16 protein-coding genes and 1 other annotated feature are annotated in these 18,124 nt (G+C 48.1%); of the genes, 7 read left to right on the forward strand and 9 right to left on the reverse strand.

Going from position 1 to position 18,124, the window contains the following annotated elements; all coding sequences use genetic code 11:
• Positions 1 to 602 precede the first annotated feature (602 nt).
• From DYH48_RS06440 to DYH48_RS06475, 8 genes are all read right to left on the reverse strand, one after another.
• Complete coding sequence (locus tag DYH48_RS06440; RefSeq protein ID WP_115334330.1) at positions 603 to 887, reverse strand: DUF2798 domain-containing protein; 285 nt, start codon at positions 885 to 887, stop codon at positions 603 to 605.
• A gap of 250 nt (positions 888 to 1,137) precedes the next feature.
• Positions 1,138 to 1,548 (reverse strand): glycerate kinase, encoded by a 411-nt coding sequence (locus tag DYH48_RS06445; protein WP_115334331.1) that lies wholly within the window; start codon positions 1,546 to 1,548, stop codon positions 1,138 to 1,140.
• Positions 1,549 to 1,923: 375 nt separating this feature from the next.
• A complete protein-coding gene (gene trpA, locus DYH48_RS06450; protein WP_115334332.1) occupies positions 1,924 to 2,760 on the reverse strand; it encodes a tryptophan synthase subunit alpha in 837 nt (278 codons plus the stop codon).
• 5 nt (positions 2,761 to 2,765) lie between these two features.
• Positions 2,766 to 3,956 carry a tryptophan synthase subunit beta gene (trpB, locus tag DYH48_RS06455; RefSeq protein ID WP_115334333.1) on the reverse strand — a complete coding sequence of 397 codons (1,191 nt, stop codon included), beginning with the start codon at positions 3,954 to 3,956 and terminating at the stop codon, positions 2,766 to 2,768.
• 188 nt (positions 3,957 to 4,144) lie between these two features.
• Positions 4,145 to 5,632, reverse strand: a complete 1,488-nt coding sequence (gene trpCF / locus DYH48_RS06460; protein ID WP_115334334.1) for a bifunctional indole-3-glycerol-phosphate synthase TrpC/phosphoribosylanthranilate isomerase TrpF — start codon at positions 5,630 to 5,632, stop codon at positions 4,145 to 4,147.
• A 4-nt stretch (positions 5,633 to 5,636) separates the two neighbouring features.
• Positions 5,637 to 6,710 (reverse strand): anthranilate phosphoribosyltransferase, encoded by a 1,074-nt coding sequence (gene trpD / locus DYH48_RS06465; protein WP_115334335.1) that lies wholly within the window; start codon positions 6,708 to 6,710, stop codon positions 5,637 to 5,639.
• Positions 6,707 to 7,309 (reverse strand): aminodeoxychorismate/anthranilate synthase component II, encoded by a 603-nt coding sequence (locus DYH48_RS06470; protein WP_012089556.1) that lies wholly within the window; start codon positions 7,307 to 7,309, stop codon positions 6,707 to 6,709. The genes trpD and DYH48_RS06470 overlap by 4 nt, the downstream gene beginning before the upstream one ends.
• A 9-nt stretch (positions 7,310 to 7,318) precedes the next feature.
• The gene (locus tag DYH48_RS06475) at positions 7,319 to 9,013 is read right to left on the reverse strand and encodes an anthranilate synthase component 1 (RefSeq protein WP_115336102.1); all 1,695 of its coding nucleotides are present in this window, start codon (positions 9,011 to 9,013) and stop codon (positions 7,319 to 7,321) included.
• A 98-nt stretch (positions 9,014 to 9,111) separates the two neighbouring features.
• Positions 9,112 to 9,219, reverse strand: a sequence feature (Trp leader region).
• Positions 9,220 to 9,429: 210 nt separating this feature from the next.
• Here DYH48_RS06475 and rnm point away from each other — a divergent pair.
• The 6 genes from rnm to DYH48_RS06505 all read left to right on the forward strand — a co-directional run bounded on the left by rnm (position 9,430) and on the right by DYH48_RS06505 (position 14,390).
• Entirely contained in the window at positions 9,430 to 10,290 is an 861-nt protein-coding gene (gene rnm / locus DYH48_RS06480; protein ID WP_041411197.1) for an RNase RNM, read from the forward strand.
• Positions 10,287 to 10,907: an L-threonylcarbamoyladenylate synthase gene (locus tag DYH48_RS06485; protein WP_006082184.1), complete on the forward strand. Its 621-nt coding sequence runs from the start codon at positions 10,287 to 10,289 to the stop codon at positions 10,905 to 10,907. Before rnm ends, DYH48_RS06485 begins: the two co-directional genes overlap by 4 nt.
• Positions 10,908 to 11,066: 159 nt before the next feature.
• Positions 11,067 to 11,855, forward strand: coding sequence for a segregation and condensation protein A (locus tag DYH48_RS06490; protein ID WP_011847143.1), 789 nt, complete (start codon positions 11,067 to 11,069; stop codon positions 11,853 to 11,855).
• Positions 11,856 to 11,858: 3 nt separating this feature from the next.
• A complete protein-coding gene (scpB, locus tag DYH48_RS06495) occupies positions 11,859 to 12,455 on the forward strand; it encodes an SMC-Scp complex subunit ScpB (RefSeq protein ID WP_012089553.1) in 597 nt (198 codons plus the stop codon).
• Complete coding sequence (gene rluB, locus DYH48_RS06500) at positions 12,448 to 13,323, forward strand: 23S rRNA pseudouridine(2605) synthase RluB (RefSeq protein ID WP_011847141.1); 876 nt, start codon at positions 12,448 to 12,450, stop codon at positions 13,321 to 13,323. Before scpB ends, rluB begins: the two co-directional genes overlap by 8 nt.
• Positions 13,324 to 13,424: 101 nt before the next feature.
• Positions 13,425 to 14,390 (forward strand): exo-alpha-sialidase, encoded by a 966-nt coding sequence (locus DYH48_RS06505; protein ID WP_115334336.1) that lies wholly within the window; start codon positions 13,425 to 13,427, stop codon positions 14,388 to 14,390.
• 145 nt (positions 14,391 to 14,535) lie between these two features.
• Here the strand turns inward: DYH48_RS06505 and DYH48_RS06510 are convergent, their stop codons facing one another.
• Complete coding sequence (locus DYH48_RS06510) at positions 14,536 to 15,273, reverse strand: YciK family oxidoreductase (protein WP_006082179.1); 738 nt, start codon at positions 15,271 to 15,273, stop codon at positions 14,536 to 14,538.
• A 262-nt stretch (positions 15,274 to 15,535) separates the two neighbouring features.
• Between DYH48_RS06510 and DYH48_RS06515 the strand changes: the two genes are divergently transcribed.
• Entirely contained in the window at positions 15,536 to 18,019 is a 2,484-nt protein-coding gene (locus tag DYH48_RS06515) for a VolA/Pla-1 family phospholipase (RefSeq protein WP_115334337.1), read from the forward strand.
• Positions 18,020 to 18,124: the final 105 nt, after the last annotated feature.

An 18,124-nucleotide genomic window follows, 5' to 3' on the forward strand; every position in this document is an offset into this window, starting at 1 on the left:
GGGTTAATACTTTTAACTTACGGATAAGCGGGCTAAGTACGGTTAATAACGTATGTGACGGCAAGATAATTGGCTGGCAAAAAGGCTAAACTTAAGGGGTGTATAATCGAGTTGATTACGAGTAATTTGACTTTTACATCTATAAATACAAGTGGTTATATCGATATTTGTGTTGGTTTGTTAATCGAGGGGTATTGATTTAGATTGCGGCAATGTCGGCTGAGTCCAATGGGGATAGGTGCCGCTAAACAGTCAGTGTAAATCCATTGTAAAGCGCAGGCTGGAGCTTCGCTGAAGGCACTGGGTAAAATGAGTCGGGTGTGGGTTAAGTTTAAATGGATTAGCTCTGATGAATGAGTTCAGAGGCATTGCCCCCAGATGTATTCGCTTAGCTTGGTATTTTCTCACAGAGCTATTCGCTTAAAACTACCATTCGCTTAAAACTGCTATTGGCTGGAGCTGTAAATAGGACGGTTATCTCGGCATGGATAGCGGCTGTGCGCGTTTATTAAGGGCATGAACTTAAGCTAAAGCCGTCCTAAGACGGCTTTGAAATGTGGCTGTTAACTCAGAATGCAAGTTCGAAAGGCTAAATCGTAAAGCTAGCGTAAATCGACAAAGTGTCCGGTAATTTTCCGCACTAATGGCAACACCATCAGCAGTGTCGGGAAGGCGACCACCCATGAGATCAGCCAAGCACCGAGCCAGAGTTCGATAAACTGCGGTGAAGCGCCAACGCCATTGAAAGTACTGATCCCAGAAACGATACAACTCATTAGAATAGAAAGAAAAAATGGCATTACAACCGTGGCGTACTTGGCTGGTAATTTAGGCGTGCCCAAAAAATTACGAGGTTTGTCATCGGGCAAAGATTTAGAAATAGTCATCGGATCCTCTATTGGAAATTCATCAGGCGAATGATTTATCACAGGCTAACACTGTCAATTCCGCTATCGACTTCATTTGCTTTCCCAATTGGGTTCAATAGCGGAAGCAAGGTATTTAAGCGATTGATGAAGTTTAGCCCGCGCGGCGACATTCTAGGTATTGCACCGATAAAGCGCAATCATTAAAGCCCAATCATTAAAGCCAAAGCTAGCCTATCTGTACGTTCACAGTTAGCGCAGGGATCAACTCTCAATTCATTCCATTTGTTACCCAAAGCTCGCCCGTCACATTGACCCAGTGACCGAGCGAAATAGGGGATTTGCCAAGTTCATTATCAAAGGGGAGTGCAAGGTTTGAGTGCGACAGGTAAATCGTATCTTCGGGTGTTTGGCTGATGTCGACGATTTGTCCTGAAGTTTCAAAGTTCAATTGAATTGGTAGGCGTGGAGCTTGCTCAATGATGTCAACTTGAACACTTGCTAGTTGGCCGAGTAATTCAGCCGTCACCCATTGGTTAACCGGAAAGCGCATTCTTGCCTTTTGAGCGCTGCCTTGGTAATAAAACCAAATCGGCGCGCCATTGTCGCATTTACCTGCGACTTCACCTTCAACATCATTGCCACATGGAGTTAGCTCGAGTATATAGATCCGATACTGCATATAAAGTCCATTTCATTTCGATACTGACATGCTACCGAGGAACTGTGACTAAATAACTGCGACTAAATAACCGCTAAGCTATCAGTTTGATTTCTTGTCACGGTAGGGGGAGGCGTGATTGTTGATAAAGATAAGAGCCGTAAGAGAACACCAACAGTGAGGTGAGCAAGGCAGGGTAAACATAGGAGTCGGTCAATCTAAAGCAAAATAAGTGAGGCTGCGAATGTGCCCCACTTATTCTGTTGATTTTTCTCTTTCATCGCGTCTTAAGCACTAGCGATTCAGGCTAGCGATTTAGGCTATCAATTTAAATCAGTGACTTAGTTTATCAATTTCAATCAGTAATTTATCTCAGAGATTGAAATCTTGATTAACTTAGGTCGCCGCTTTCATGGCGCGAGTAAAATCGCCAAGTGTCGCCAGTAGCTTAGCTTCATCGTGCTGGTGGGTTTCGATGATCTTCACAACGGCAGAGCCAGAAATGGCCCCTGCTGCGCCTGCTTTGATTGCGGCGGTTACTTGAGCGGGTTCGGCAATGCCAAAGCCGAGTAGCGGTGGCGGCGCGTTAAAAGTTTTCAATTTGGATAGAATTTCTTCCACCGGAACGCCAGCTTTAGTGTCTGTGCCTGTCACCCCTGCGCGGGATAAGAGATAGGTGTAACCTTCGCCGCTGGCGCTAACCAGTGCAAGGGTTTCACTGTCGGCATTGGGCGGCGCGATAAAAATTGGCGCAATACCATGGGCTTTAGCCGCTTCGCTAAAGGGCGCCGATTCTTCCACGGGTACGTCGGCAATAAGCACTGAATCCACACCCGCTTGCTGCGCTTTGGCGTAAAACGCATCTATGCCATTAGCAAACACCAAGTTCGCATACAGCAGCAAACCGATTGGCAGTTCAGGATATTTAGCACGCACTTGCGCCAGTAATTCAAAACACGCCGTTGGAGTCGTGCCCGCCGCTAAAGAACGCAGGTTAGCACCTTGGATCACAGGGCCATCGGCCAAGGGATCGGAAAACGGAAAGCCCAGTTCTAAGGCATCGGCACCGTTTTGCACTAAGGTATCGATAATTTTCAGCGATAACTCAGGGCTAGGATCACCAAGAGTGACGAAGGGGACAAAAGCACCACGGCCTTCGGCTTTGAGTTTGGCAAAGGTGGCTTGGTAACGGGCCGCTTGGTAAAGGCCTGGGTTAGTCAATGTATCACTCATGTTCGTTATACCTCTTTACCATTCAAAATGTCAGAAACGGTGAAAATATCTTTGTCGCCACGACCGGAAAGATTGACCACTAAAATGGTTTCCTTAGTGCACTCGCGCGCCATTTTCACTGCATAGGCGATAGCATGGGCCGATTCCAATGCGGGGATAATCCCTTCACAGCGAGCCAGTTGTTGGAAGGCTTCTAGCGCTTCATCGTCGGTAGCCGATTCATAACGGGCGCGGCCTGTGGCATTAAGATGCGCATGCTGCGGGCCAACGGATGGGAAGTCCAATCCAGCTGAAATTGAGTAGGATTCTTCGATTTGGCCTTCGCTATCTTGCATCAAAGGCGCTTTCATACCGAAGAAAATACCTGTCTTACCGTGTTTAAGCGGCGCGCCGTGCATTGGCGTGTCTATGCCTTTACCCGCAGGTTCGACGCCAATCAGTTCGACACTCGGCTCGTCAATAAAGTCAGCAAACATGCCGATAGCGTTAGAGCCGCCACCCACACAGGCGATAACCGCATCGGGCAGACGACCTTCACGTTCCAGTATTTGCTTCTTGGTTTCTTCGCCAATAATGCGTTGAAATTCACGCACTATGGTTGGGAACGGATGTGGCCCCGCAGCTGTGCCGAGCAAATAGTGGGCCTTTTCGTAGCTGCCAGACCAGTCGCGCATCGCTTCGTTACAGGCATCTTTTAAGGTGGCAGAACCTGAGGTGACAGGAATGACTTCCGCGCCCATCAAACGCATTCTAAATACGTTAGGTGATTGGCGCGCAACGTCTTTCGCGCCCATATAGACTTTACATTTCAAGCCTAATAGCGCACAGGCAAGGGCGGTGGCAACGCCGTGTTGTCCTGCGCCAGTTTCAGCAATGATTTCCTTTTTGCCCATGCGTTTAGCAAGCAGTGCTTGGCCTAACACTTGGTTAGTTTTATGGGCGCCGCCGTGGAGTAAATCTTCTCGTTTGAGGTAGATTTTTACCATAGGATTGGGGCTTAGATTGCGGGTTAAGGTGAGCGCCGTTGGCCGACCCGCGTAGTTCTTTAGTAAATCGGTAAATTCGGCTTTAAAGTCGTCATCTTCCTGCGCTTCCACAAAGGCAGTTTCTAATTGCTTAAGGGCTGGCACTAAAATCTGTGGCACATACATGCCGCCGTATTCGCCGAAATAAGGGTTAAGCTTTAACTTTGACATACCTTTTTCCTTATCTTATCAATCAGTTTGTCAGTGGCTTCGATGGTGCTAACAGCGTTTTGGTGTTAAACGTGTTAACTGAGCCGTTATCTATTTGGTCACTGGCATTAATAGGTTCATATTTTTTGTCGAGCATCACGCTTGTCGAGCACCAACTGCATCTAGGGCTTCTTGCTTAGCGCGATAGGCTAAAGACGTAAATGGGTAAAAGCCATTTGGATAAGTTGCGCCGATTTAATCCCTGCGGCGGTTTCTAGGCCAGAATTAAAATCTAAACCGTAAAATCCTTGGGCATTGGCACTTGCCGCATTGCCTGGATTGAGTCCGCCCGCCAACATGGCATGGGCCTTTTGCTGGCCTAAGGACTTCACATCAATATTTTGCCAATTAAAGGCTTGGCCCGAGCCGCCAAATTGACCTGCCGTTTTACTATCAAAGAGATAACGCTGTGCTCCCTGAGGTATGTAACCAAGCTCACCCGTTTGCGCATCGACGCTGACGGCTTTCCAAATTTGGGTAGTGAGTCCCGCTTGCTCAAGTCGCTCGGCGAGCTGTGCGATTTCAAGTTCTGTTTCCGTGCCGTGCAGCTGTACGGCAGATAACTGCAAACTGGCGGCGATATCGGTAATAGTACTTGGCGCGGCATTAACAAACACGCCGACAAATTCAATGGCGGGGGCATCGGATGCGCGATACTCCCTGAGCAGTTGTTCTGCTGCATCAAGGGTTAAGGCGCGTGGGGATTTTTCAGCAAAAATCAGTCCGCCATAGACAGCACCTGCTGTTGCTGCGGCGCGAATATCTTCCACGCGGGTGAGGCCGCAGACTTTATTGTGACCGAAGATCAATTTACGGCAGGCCAAATCGATATCTGTCTCGGCCATAATCGAGCTGCCAACGAGGAAGCCATCAACCAGCGGACTCAGACGGCGCACTTGCTCATTGTTGTAAATGCCAGATTCGCTGATCACCACGCGGTCGCTGCCAATCTGTGGCGCCAGCGCTTCTGTGGTAGCGAGATCGGTACTCAAATCCCTTAAGTTACGGTTGTTGATGCCGATAATCGGCGCATCTAATGCGATGGCGCGCTTAAGTTCTTCTTCATTACTGACTTCGGTCAGTACATCGAGTTGATACTTAGCGGCTTCTTTCGCTAGACCTTGATATTGTTCATCATCAAGTACGGACAGCATCAACAGAATCGCATCGGCGCCTTGGTGGGCGGCGAGTTTGATTTGGTATTCGTCCACAAAAAAATCTTTGCACAGAATTGGTTGGTTGACCCGAGCGCGCACCTTAGGGATATAGTCCATATCCCCTTGGAAAAATTGCTCGTCGGTTAATACCGAAATGCCCGCCGCATATTTACCGTAAATATCGGCGATGGCTTCTACATCAAACACATCGCGGATAAGTCCTTTGGATGGACTGGCTTTTTTGCATTCTAAAATGTAACCCGCCTTGGGTGCCTTGAGTGCGGCAAATAAACTGCGGTCAGAGATTTTTGGCGACAGATTCGCCTCAGGAAAACGCAGTTTCAGGGCGGCAATATGGGCCGCTTTGGTATCGACGATACGGGTTAACACATTACTTTTTGGCATAGCGTTTGTGGCTGCCTCTGGCTGAGTACGCAGGTCTTGAGTCATTGCTGTTGGAGTCACTTCTACTTGAGACATTCGCTTATCTTCCTCTTTCTTGACCGTTGACTAGGGCTTCACCGCTGACTTTTGCGAGCTGGCTTAACAATTCAAAGGCTTTGCCGCTTTGAATGGTAGCGAGCGCAAGTAAGGTTCCGGCTTTGACTGAATCAGTAATTCCACAGACATATAAAGCACAGCCGGCATTGATGGCGACCGCATTGGCGTGTGCTTCAGTGCCACCGCCTTTTAAAATCGCCTCGGTAATCAAGGCATTCTGCGCGGGCTCGCCCCCTTCTAAGTCTGATATTTGCGCTAAAGGCACGCCTAAATCGGCGGGCGTGAGTTGATACTCTATGATGTCGCCGTCTTTTAACTCAGCAACTTGGGTGTTGCCGTGCAGCGCGACTTCATCTAAACCGCTGCCGTGCACTACCATAGCGCGTTTTGTGCCAAGCGCCTTTAATACTTTCGCTATCGGTAAGACTAACTCAGGGCTATACACGCCAAGTAACATAAACTCAGGCCTTGCAGGGTTGATAAGCGGCCCTAACACGTTGAATAAAGTGCGCGTTTTCAGTGCTTGTCTTACGGGCACCGCATGTTTTACCCCGCCATGGTAGTGGGGCGCAAACAAAAAGCACAGATTCAATGCGTCGAGGCAACGACTGGCTGTCTCTGGCGACATAGTTAAGTCGATGCCAAACTGCGCCAAAAGATCCGATGATCCTGATTTACTCGACACGCTACGATTGCCGTGTTTGGCGACCTTAGCGCCTGCCGCCGCGGCAACAAAGGCCGCAGTGGTGGAAATATTAATGGTATTAAAGCCATCGCCACCCGTGCCAACAATATCAACTATGCCATTATGAAGCGGATTGTTGTTTCGCTCAGGGTAAGGAAAAGGTTTGGCAGCGGCGCGCATGGCATCGGCAGCGCCGCTGATCTCATCAATAGTCTCTCCGCGCATTTTCAGCGCAACTAACATTCCCGCCATCGCTGCTTCACTCATCTCACCGCGAATTAACGCGCCAAAAAGTTCGGCGGTTTGCTCGCGGCTTAAACTTTTACCTTGGTATAAAACGTCGAGTAAAGGCTGAATAGGGTTGGTACTCATGCGCTTACTCCTGTTGTCATGTCTTGGGTAAGAAAGGCTAAGGTTTGAATGAGCAGTGTGCTGCCTAAGGTGGTCAGAATCGATTCTGGGTGGAACTGAAAGCCAACGGCTCTGTGCTCAGGGTGCAGAATCGCCATCGGCATAGCGTCAGTGGTTGCGATCACTTGCAAGCAATCAGGCACGTGAGTGGCAACGAGACTGTGATAACGGGCAACGGGGAGGGGAGAGGGCAAACCGGCAAATACGCCAGTGCCATCATGGAAAGTCGGGCTTGCCTTGCCATGCACCACAAAAGGCGCGCGCGCCACTGTGCCGCCGTAATATTCCACCATAGCTTGATGCCCAAGGCAGATACCCAGCATAGGCACTTTACCGGCGACTTTGGCGATAAGCGCCATCATAGAGCCTGCTTCATGGGGCGCACCAGGACCTGGCGATAACACTAGGGCTGCGGGTTCTTGTTCGTTAAGCAGTTTTTCAGCGATAAAGTCGGCGGCAACATCGTTGCGGTAAATCACCACTTCACAGCCAAGGCTGCGAAATTGATCCACTAAGTTGTAGGTAAAGGAGTCAAAGTTATCGAGTAGATAGAGTTTCATGTTTGGCTCCTATTTAGATTGTACTGAAGTGGATAGCACAAAAGTCGATTGAGCTGACGCGTCATTTACTGGCGATTCATTGACTCGCAGTCCTGCACCCATTTTGATTGCCGAAATCACGGCTTGAGCTTTTTGACGGGTTTCATCTGCCTCGCTTTGGGGATCCGAATCAAACACGACGCCCGCGCCCGCTTGAATAAAGGCGGTGCCATTTTTGACAAAGGCCGAGCGGATCACAATACAGGTGTCCATATCACCAAGAGCATTAAGGTAACCGACAGCGCCGCCGTAGCTGCCGCGGCGTGCTTTTTCCGCTTGGCGAACCAGTTGTGATGCACGTACTTTTGGTGCGCCCACTAATGTGCCCATATTCATACAAGCCTGATAAGCATGTAGCGCATCTAAATCTTGGCGCAGTTGACCCGTTACGCGACTTACGAGGTGCATCACGTGGGAATAGCGATCAACTTTCAATAATTCGGCGACTTTACGGCTGCCGCTTTGGCTGATACGCGCGATATCGTTGCGAGCTAAATCGACCAGCATTAAGTGTTCTGACAGTTCTTTTTTATCTAAGCGCAGTTCAAGTTCAATGCGGCTGTCTAAGTCAAAATCAATCTCGCCCGTGGCGGTTTTACCGCGTTTGCGGGTGCCGGCAATCGGGTAGACTTCGACTTGATTACTGCTGGCTTCGTATTTAAGCGCGCTTTCTGGTGAGGCACCAAAAAGCGTGAAATCTTGGCCCCTGAAATAAAACATGTAAGGGCTTGGGTTAGTTAGACGCAGGGCGCGATAAGCCCCCAAGGTATTCGGGCAAGGCAAACTAAAGCTACGCGATGGCACCACTTGGAAAATATCGCCCGCAATAATGTGTTCTTTCAAATCGATAACGGTTTGTTTGAACACCTCATCGGAAATATTGACTTGCTCAGTTGCGTCGATGGCGACCAGTGTCGGCACATCGGCAGGTGAATTACCGAGGGTTTTACATTGTGTGCTTAGATGCTGAACTCGCTCGCTCAGCGCTGCGGTGATGGCGGTATGCTGGGCGGAATCACGACTGAAATTATGGGTAATGATGTCGGCTTGTTTCAGTTTATGGTCGATAAGGATTAAGGTTTCTGCGAGGTAAAATAAGTAGTCAGGGCAATCGTTATCGCGGTTCGGTACGGCTGGCAGCGGTTCGACGGTATCAATCAAGTCGTAGGCCAGTACGCCACCTAAAAACAGATCCTCAAAGGCGGGTTTACTTTGGCTGTCAGTATGAGCGCCACAATCAATCTGCTGGATAAACATCCGCAGGCCATCGAGTGGCGAGGTCGATTTTAAGCGTGCATCTTCATCCTGCAGCTTAGTGTCTTTTTGCAGCGTCACCACTAAGGTCAAGTTATCACGGACTAGACTGGCACTCATATCAGCACGATCGCCGCTCGCGCTGAAGAAGGTTTCGATTGGGGCAAGTAAGCTCGCGCCATTGTCGGTCAGTGCGGTAAAGGTCAGTTGATAACCGTCGCAGCGGATCATCATGGCAGCATGGGTCATCACCATGCTTTTTAAGTGATCTTTACTGTCGATTTCGGCCGACTCCAACAACATAGTATGGGGCGCATCTTGGGTAATGTGCTGATACAAGCGCAGTGGATCGCTGTGGTAGGTTAATGCCGCCTTGAGTGTGCTTGAGCGTGCGAATGTCTGTTTGGGCATGTTCATACTCCAGCTACCTTATAAAATGTCTTTAACATCATGAGTTATCTCGCTTTCTTAATCTTGTTACCCGAGTCTGCCGACATTTTTCGCACCTAACAAAAAAGCCCGCATTTCTGCGGGCTTCTTGTTGATTCTGGTCACTTTCAAATGAGCACAGAGCTTCACACCACCCGCTAAGTTGGGAAGTGCCACCACCAAATGATGTTTAATGAAGCGTTAATGTGTGTCATTCAAAAGGGTCTCGCTAATTCAGTTATTGGTGTATAGAAAACCTTAGCTGGGGTCGAATGTCAATTGAATATTTTTCATTTTCTGCGATTTATTCACTTTAATGACGCAGAAAATTTAAGTCACACAGCCACAAAATGCGAGATAGCAGCGCATTTATTAACAAATTCACGTACAATAGCCCCATGAATACTCAAAGCATATTGGCTGATCTGCACAGCCACACGACCGCATCCGACGGTCAGTTAACTCCGTCTGAATTGGTGGCTAGAGCCCTTGAAAAGGGCGTGCAGTTATTTGCGATTACTGACCACGACACGGTAGCAGGTTTACCCGAAGCCCGTGCCTTTAATCTATCGCAAGCAGAACCATTGAAATTGATCTCTGGCGTAGAAATCTCTACTCGCTGGAACAGTTATGATATTCACATAGTTGCGCTTAACTTCGATGCGGATAATCCTGCGTTATTAGCATTTTTAGAAAACCAGCGTGAGTTACGTGAATTACGCGCTCAAGAAATTGGCCATAGATTAGCCAAGGCCGGTATTGAAGGCGCTTACGAAGGTGCCAAGGCGTTGGCGGGTGAAGCGGCATTGAGCCGTGGACATTACGCCCGTTGGATGGCTGAAAATGGTCATGCTGTGGATATGCCGAGCGTATTTAAACGCTATCTTGCCCGCGGTAAAACCGGCTATGTCCCCAATAATTGGGGTGATATGGCCAGCGCCATCGATATCATTCATAACGCGGGTGGATTAGCTGTGTTGGCGCATCCCAGTGGTTATAAGTTATCGGCAAAGTGGCTTAAGCGCTTAGTGCGCGAATATAAAGAAGCGGGTGGAGATGCCATGGAAGTGGTACTTGGCCAGCAAACATTAGACGACAGGGCCAACCTTGTGGCCTTGAGCTTACAAAATCAATTGCTTGCATCGATAGGGAGTGATTTTCACTTTCCAAGTAATTGGATCGAATTAGGTAAAAATCTGTATCAGCCCCAAGGTATTGATTGGGTCTGGCAATCGGAATCTTGGGTGGAACGACCATGAGTCAGTTTTTTTATGTACATGAAGTAAATCCGCAAACACGCCTTATCAGTCAAGCTGTTGCCGCCTTAAAAGCGGGCGGTGTGATTGTTTATCCCACCGATTCGGGCTATGCCTTAGGCTGCTTGATTGGTGAGAAAGACGCGATGACGCGGATGGCGAGAATTCGTCAAATCGAGAACGATCATAACTTTTCATTGATGTGCCGTGATTTATCCGAGCTTGCGACCTACGCCAAAGTGGATAATCAGGCGTATCGCATCCTAAAAAGTTGCACGCCTGGGCCTTATACGTTCATTTTTAAAGCGACCAAAGAAGTGCCGCGTCGTCTGCAAAATGACAAGAAAAAGACCATAGGTATTCGCGTGCCCGACAATGTGATCGCACTGGCGTTGCTTGAAGCCTTAGATGCGCCGCTGATGTCGACCAGTTTAGTGATGCCGAATGCAGAATTTGCCGAGTCAGATCCTGAACAAATTCGCGATTTGCTCGAGCATCAAGTGGATGTGATTATCCATGGCGGTTATTTAGGCGAAAAGCCGACGACAGTGATTGATATGTCTGAAGATGGCGCCGAAATTTTGCGTGAAGGCGCGGGTGATATCACGCCTTTTCTCTAAATCCAGCGCAATAGATTTATCTGTAGTGGATGCGAGTGAGCGATGCGGCGAGCGGCAGTGAACATTTGGCAGTTTTATCGCCGCAGATTTACAGGTATAATCGCGCGTTTGGCGTTAGCCTAAGTTGGCTCGCGCAGCGTTAACGGAGCAAGATAGCGGATGCAGGGCACGCAACAGAGTTTACCCTTAGCCGTTATTCGTGGTCAGGCAATGACCGAAATGCCACTGGATTTGTTTATTCCGCCGGAGGCATTAGAAGTGTTCCTTGAGTCCTTTGAAGGCCCATTGGATTTACTTTTATATTTGATCCGTAAGCAAAAATTAGACGTTGTCGATTTACCCATTCAGCAAATCACCGCGCAGTATTTAGAATATATTACGTTGCTGACTCAGGCTCGAATTGAACTTGCCGCCGATTACTTAGTGATGGCGGCAACGCTTGCCGAGATTAAATCCCGTTTGCTGCTACCGCGTATGGTGGCTGAAGATGAGGTTGAGGAAGATCCTCGGGCGCAATTGATCCGTCAGTTGAAAGCCTATGAAGTGATTAAAGAAGCGTCGCAAAAACTCGATGATTTGCCACGGCTCGAGCGGGATGTGTTTCAAGCCAAAGCAGTGGCAGCACCTGACATTAAGCCGTTAATGATCCCGCCAGAAGTCTCGTTGTTTGAAATTGCCCGTGCCTTTGGCGATGTGCTCAAACGTATCGATGCCAATGAAGATCATCACGTTAAGCGTGAACAGTTATCGACGCGTGAGCGCATGAGCCAGATTTTAGCCATGCTGAACTCGGAAGATTTTACGGCATTTGAACGTTTATTTACCGTAGCAGAAGGCCGTGCAGGCGTGGTCGTGACCTTCTTAGCACTGATGGAATTAGTCAAAGAATTATTGGTTGAATTGTACCAAACAGAACCGTTTTCAACTATTTACGTTAAGGCCTATTAATTGATGCAGATAAATCCGACTCAATTAAAACAGCTTATTGAAGCGAGTTTGTTTGTATTGGGGAAACCCTTGTCGGCGAAAATGTTGAAAGACACGGTATTGGTGGATTTCACGGTTTCCAGAGACAAAATAAAAGCTGCATTGGATGAGCTGCAGCAGGATTATCAAGACCGAGGTGTGCAACTTGTGAAAGTCGCTGGGGGTTATCGCTTCCAGACATTAGAAGTCTTGAGTCCTTTTTTGCAGCCCCTGTGGCAAGAAAAGGCGCCTAAATATTCGCGTGCGACATTAGAAACCTTGGCGGTGATTGCTTATCGTCAACCTGTGACTCGCGGCGATATTGAACAGGTGCGCGGTGTGGCCATTAGTAGTCACATCATAAAAAGTTTGTCAGATAGACATTGGATTAAAGTAGTTGGCCATAAAGAAGTACCGGGGCGACCCGCGTTGTATGCCACTACCTTAGAATTTTTAGCATATTTTGGCTTAGACACCTTAGCGGATTTACCGCCGCTGTCGGATACTGAGTCATTGCAGGCGGTTTTTTCAAGTGTGAAATTAACGCCGGAACAGTCAGAAGAGCAAAATACTAATGAGTGAAAAATTGCAGAAAGTCTTGGCCCGTGCAGGCCATGGCTCCCGTCGTGAGATGGAGGCATGGATTGCTGCAGGCCGAGTTAGTATTGATGGTGAAATTGCTAGCCTTGGGGATCGGATTGAAGCCGATGCCAAAGTGCGTATCGATGGCAGAGCCATTTCGTTAAAGTCTGCCGAAGACGTGATCTGTCGAGTATTGGCATACCATAAACCCGAAGGCGAAATTTGTAGTCGTAAAGATCCTGAAGGCCGTCCAACGGTATTCGATCGCTTACCTAAAGTGCGTGATTCACGCTGGGTTGCGGTAGGTCGTTTAGACATCAACACCTCAGGTTTATTACTGTTTACCTCAGATGGTGAATTAGCGAACCGTCTAATGCATCCATCGAACGAAGTCGACCGCGAATACGCAGTGCGTACCTTCGGTGAAATCCCTGAAGCGACAGTGCAACGTTTGCGTACCGGCGTGATGTTAGAAGACGGCCCTGCGCAGTTTGATAGCATCAAACCAGCGGGCGGCGAAGGCATGAACCAGTGGTGGCATGTGTGTTTACGCGAAGGTCGTAACCGCGAAGTGCGCCGTCTGTGGGAATCCCAAGAAGTGCAAGTGAGCCGTTTGATCCGTATCCGTTACGGTATGGTTGAATTGCCAAAATCACTGCCACGGGGTGGCTGGGTTGAATTGCCAATGGAGCAAGTTAACTACTTGCGTAAATTGGCAGGTTTAGAACCAGAAACCCGCACTATGCTTGCTGCCGATAAACACAGCGTAGCCCGTGCTCAGGTGAAGAGTGCAAAAATTCGCCGCGCCGTACGTAAGCATAAAGTAACCGGTTCGGGAAAACCTAAGCCATCGCGTCAGCGCAGCTAAGTTGTTTTATCCTAATGAAAAAGGCCGCTTAGCGGCCTTTTTGCTTTCTGTTATTTGCAGCTATGTTATAACAAGAGTCAGCTGGATTGAGGAGTGAATGGATGAAGCTAATTTCAGTGCGACGGATTTGGGAGCAAGCTGCCCATAATGCGTTTACCGATTTAATCGCGTTTCAGGAAGCACTTTTTTGTGTTTTCCGTGAAGGGACTGCCCATGTGTCACCCGATGGCGCTTTGCGTATTCTACGTTCAGTGGATGGCGGCGAGACGTGGCAAAGCGTGGCGCTTATTCGTTCGGATGAAGCTGATTTACGCGACGGTAAACTAATTGAATATCAAGGGGAATTGCTTTTACTCGGTGGCGGGACCTTACATAATAAGTCGGGTCTTCAATCACATTTTTGGCGCTCAGCCGATGGGCGATCGTGGTCAGATGCGCTAAAGGTAGCAGATAAGGGCTATTGGTTATGGCGCTTAACCGAACATCAAAATACGCTCTATGGTGTGGGCTATCGCCCAGGACCTGATGGTGACACTCGGTTGTATAAGAGTGATGATGGCGTGCAGTTCAAGACTTGGCTAAAGGTGTTTAATAATCAAGGTTATGTCAACGAAACAGCCATTGTTTTTGATCAAGACAGCGGCTTTTGTCTCTTGAGGCGCGATCCCGTTTGGGGCCCTGAATTTGTTGGTTTACTCGGTCAAAGTCGCGCGCCATTCATCGATTGGCAATGGCAAGAACTCGATAAGCGCATTGGTGGGCCAGTGATGTTGATGTATCAATCCCGCCTGTTGGCAGTGGTGCGCTTATACGATGAACAAGTTCGAACGGCTTTAGTTGAAATTCATTCAGATACTGGCGTAGTTCAAGAATTACTGACACTGCCATCGAAGGGCGATACCAGTTATGCTGGCGTTGTGATTGACGGAAATGAGTTGTGGGTAAGTTATTACTCAAGCCATGAGTTAGCTGACTCACAGCTGGATACGCAAAATTCGCTTGATGAATCAAGCAGAGCCGCTAAAGCTAAAACAATGATTTATTTTGCAAAAATTCTGTTGAGTTAACATTAGCTGTGCGGCGTATTTATGCTGCTTATTGCCATGGATTAATACAGAGTTCCATCTTGCTAATATCTAAAATAATAAAGGGCCATCAATAGGCCCTTTATTATTGCTGAATCATACTGCCAAAAACCGACAAGCGATGCGATTACTGAGCGTTGAACTGCTGACCGTTCACTGCGCTAGCATCTTGACCCATCAAATATAAATAGGTCGGCATGATCTCTTCTGCGGTTTTGAGATCCAATGGATTCTCAGCTGGGTAGGCTTTAGCGCGCATCTCAGTGCGGGTTGCACCTGGATTGATACTGTTGACCCGAACCGAGGTGCCATCGCACTCATGGGCGAGGACTTGCATCATGCCTTCGGTGGCAAACTTAGAGAAGGCATAAGGTCCCCAGTAGGCGCGGCCTTGACGACCCACACTGCTCGACGTGAAGATAATCGATGCACTGGGCGCTTGGCGCATCACAGGTAGTAATGCTTTAGTTAGCATAACTTGGGCCGTGACGTTCACTTTGAGTACGTCTTCGAGTGATGGAATATCTATGTGTTCAAACGGGCCTAGGGCACCGAGCAGGCTCGCGTTATGTAATAAGCCGTCTAAATGATCGAATTGCTCGGCTATGGTATCGGCCATATCGCGATAATTTTGCTCCGTCGCGCCCTTAAGATCTAATGGCACTATGGCAGGTTTTGGATAACCGGCTTGTTCGATGACATCGTAAACCGCTTCTAGTTTTTTCACTGTTTTACCGAGTAAAATCACAGTGGCGCCGTGCTTTGCAAACTCAATGGCAGCGGTGCGACCTATGCCTGCGCCAGCGCCTGTCACTAAAATTGTTTTGCCTTTGAGTAAATCTTTTGCTGCTTGATATTCCAACATGAGTCTCTTTTTCCTCTTGGCGAGAATGCCCGCCACTTCTAGAGTCGCCGAAGTGATAAACGCATGTTTCAAACAAATGAATGAAACTTTGTTATAAATAGCTAAAATGTTTGTGACAAACTTGTGGCTAACTCAATATTTTTACGTTAACTTGAAATGAGTTAGGGGCTAACATAAGCCCTATTGGTCACAGATTTAAAAGCTATTGTGACTAATTTCTTGGGGAAAACAAAACTATTACAACAAGATTTGGGGAAAAAAGATGAAAAGACTCATTTTGGGTGTTGCGATTGCATCTGCACTGGGCCTCACAGGATGTGGTGAGGACAGTTATAACGAACTCAAGGATAAGACAGAACCGCTCGTCCCTGAATCGCACATGGTGTTCGACCCTGCTAATTCAAAAGTACCATTACCGAATGATTTGCTATTCAGTGGTACCAAGGATGGCACATTATCGATTCCGGGTGAAAGCTCTGGCAATTATGTTGATCCACAAATAGCACTTGGGGCGTTAGATGGCTGGTCGACAACATCACCGATTTCTATTGATATCGATTTAGCGAAAAAACACGACGGCACACCGCTGACCTTAATGGCGGCATCGGTTGCACAACCTGGCGCAGTAAGAATGTTTGAGGCCACTGTGGGTGGTCCATTGTCTTCTGATGCTGATTGTACTGCTAAACCGTCAGTTTCAGCGTGTAAAGTCGGAGCAGAACTTCAGTTTGGCGTTGACTTTGTATCCACCGCATCAGGCAATAAAGTGGTGATCGTGCCGCTTAAGCCACTCAAAGCTGGACAGTCGTATATTTATGCGACGACTAATCTTATTCAAGATTCTGAAGGTCGTGGTATTGCGCCTTCAACTACTTATGGTTTGTTGAAGCTGGACATCACTACATTACCTTTAGAAACACCCGATCAATTGATGCTGCAAACCTTAGTGAACAGCTATGAAAAAGGCATTGCTGCGGCCCATAATGTCGATCCTTCGACCATAAGTTACTCTGGGCTGTTTACGACTCAGTCTGTCGCTAACGTCTATGAAACGACTAAGCTACTGATGGCAAAGGGCGCGCCTTATGCCCCCAGCTTTGCTCAGATGCCAACGCCTGCCGGTTATACCGTTGCACAAGCTGCGGGCTTAACACCGGCTGCTGGAGCTGCCTACGTGGTATCAAGTTTAGCCGATGTGTATACCGCCAAAATTAAACTGCCGATTTACGGTGACTGCTCTTCGGTCAGTTGTTTATCAGCAGAAGGAAAACCATTAATTAATGGTCATTGGAAAGCACAAGGCGATAGCCCAGTCTCGGTACTATTAGCTTTGCAAGCGGGCACACTCAGCCAAAATAATTTTGGTATGCAAGCCGTGGCCAATGGTATTGCGAACCCTGCCGATGCGTTAGCCAATCCGTCTCTAATGGCGGGTAAAACTTGGTTGTTAGACGATGGTACAGCGGTAGATAAAACTAAGCATTTGACTAAGTTCAACCCAATTCCAGCGATTAAAGGATATGAAACCGTACCTGTACTGATTTCTATGCCTAATGCGGCAAGATTAGCGGACTTTTATCAGCAACAAGGTATTCCCTTTACTCCGCCGACAGCGGGTTGGCCAACCACAATCGCACTGCACGGTTTAGGTGGCGGCAAAGAAATGTCACTGGCCTATGCGGGCTCTTACGCAGCCATGGGCGTTGCAACTATTGCTATCGATATGCCACTGCATGGGGCGCGTTCATTCGATGCTAACGGCGATGGGGTTTATGAAGTCTCTGCGACCGATCCTTCTTTTGGGGCTGTAGTCGGTACACCAGACGCATTTAAAAATGGTAATCCGTTGGTATTCGTGAATATCTCTAGCACTCTGTCGGTGCGTGATAATTTCCGTCAAGCGACGATGGACCATTTAGGTGTTCGTCTTGCTCTAACAGGATTAGCACAGGGCTTAGCACAAGCAGGTCAGCCACAAGTATTTGATGTATCTAAAATCAGTGCTCAAGGTCTGAGTTTAGGCGCCATTGTCGGCACCGATTTTGCTACCTATGCCAGCACTGGCATGAAGAACCCAGCAACGGGTGATGCCTTGCCAAATGCATATGGCATCAAGGCCGTATCCTTAGCCGCGCCAGCGGGGGGATTAGCAGGATCATTTGCGGGTTCAGCAACCTTTGGTCCAGTGCTGTTTAGCAATATCAAGGCATCTGCGACTTTCCAAGCGCTGGTCGATAAGGCTAATACAGCAGGGTATGAGGTGGGGAGTCCTGAATATGCTGCACTGGTGCAGGCAGTATATGCCCAGTTTATTCCAACGTTTGCCTTTGCGGTTCAAACGGCTGTGGATTCTGCTGATCCAATTAACCATGCCGCTACGTTAAAAGCGACGGGTCTACCTGTTCATTTAATTGAAATAGCCGGTGATGGCAACGGTAACTTACCTGATCAAGTGTTACCGAACCGTGTAGATAACTTCCCGTTATCGGGCACTGAGCCGCTGATCTCTGCTATTGGCCTACCATGTGTCGATAGTACCAGTAAAGGTCATGGCGTAGTGCGTTTCTCTAAAGGTCACCATAGTTCGATTGTGAGCCCAGGTGAAACGGACGCTACAGATGGTATGGCTGCCGCTGCTACCGTTGAAATGCAGACTCAAGTAGCAACCTATGCTGCGACTGCAGGTAAAGGCGATGCGACGATTTTAGTGACAAACAGTGATGTCATTGCGACTTGTCCTAACTAATCTGCGCTTAATCGGAAAAACCCAGCGAATGCTGGGTTTTTTTATGGGCCTTTAGGCTGTTAGAATAGCGCGCAATTGACTGATTGATGTAACGCCCTAACGGAG

The organism is Shewanella baltica (assembly GCF_900456975.1).
Taxonomy (GTDB): Bacteria; Pseudomonadota; Gammaproteobacteria; order Enterobacterales; family Shewanellaceae; genus Shewanella; species Shewanella baltica.